General features: G+C 63.3%; 2 protein-coding genes. Both read right to left on the reverse strand.

What is annotated here, in order from left to right; all coding sequences use genetic code 11:
- Positions 1 to 709 (reverse strand): SDR family oxidoreductase (locus DD606_RS25550; RefSeq protein WP_129259535.1); only part of this gene is annotated, 709 nt, incomplete at its 3' end.
- Positions 693 to 1,008: alpha/beta fold hydrolase (locus DD606_RS25555; RefSeq protein WP_139158401.1), on the reverse strand; the 316-nt coding region annotated here is incomplete at its 5' end. The genes DD606_RS25550 and DD606_RS25555, both read right to left, overlap by 17 nt.

Raw genomic sequence — 1,008 nt, forward strand, 5'->3', positions numbered from 1 at the left:
CCTGCGCGGGCTCCTGCGGCTTGCCGAGGCGCGCCATCGGAATGCCGCGCTTGCGCGCGATCTCCGCCGTCCACTCCGGCCAGCTCTGGCTTTTATCCGCCCGGCTTTCAAAGCGGCGCTGCCACTGGCCGGACTCGACCATACCGAGCAGTATGGAATTGACGCGAATGCCCTTGCCCACCAGCTCTTTCGAGAGCGTCAGCGTCATGTTCAGCAGCGCGGCGCGGGCTGCCGACGTGGCGATCATGTGCTCTTCCGGCTGAAGCGCCAGCAGGGAGTTCACGCAGGTGATGGAGGCGATGTCGGACCGTTCCAGCAGCGGCTGAAACGCCTGCACCGGGTTAATCACCCCGAACAGTTTGAGTTCGGCTTCGTGCAGCCACGCCTCGCGCGGGGTGTCATGGAAGTACGCCACGTAGCCCTGCCCGGCGTTGTTGATCAGCATATCCGCCGCGCCAAAACGCGCCTGCACCGCATCCGCGAAGGCCTGAACTTCGTCGGCATTCAGCACGTCGCAGCGGAAAGCGAAAATCTCCCCGTGAGGAAATTCGTTTTGCAGCGTCGCATGGGCGCTGGCGAGCCGGTCCGCGTCACGGCCGCAGAAGGCGACTTTCGCCCCTTCTCCCAGCAGCAGGCGCAGCGTTTCAAAGCCAATGCCGGAAGAACCGCCGGTGACTACCGCTACGCGCCCGTCAATTTGTGCATTCATCGCGCACCTCTTCGTTAATGCGTAAAAGCTGTTGGTTGAAAAACGCGTCGTTATCGAGATAGCTGGCGTGCCCGGCCTGCGGAATGGCGATAAACGGCATGCCGTAGCGCAGCGCCAGACCCTGAACCAGCTCCGGCTGGGTGATGGCATCCTGCTCGCCGCACCAGACTTCAAACGTGCCGGAATAACGTTTAAGCCAGCCGTGAATGTCGTCATGTGCCAGCATCCACGCGGCAGCGAGATAGCCTTCCGGGCGCAGCGCCCGCATGCCCGCCGCGACGGTGGCGATATCTTCCGCG

The organism is Enterobacter cloacae complex sp. GF14B (assembly GCF_004136805.1).
Classification (GTDB): domain Bacteria; phylum Pseudomonadota; class Gammaproteobacteria; order Enterobacterales; family Enterobacteriaceae; genus Enterobacter; species Enterobacter hormaechei_C.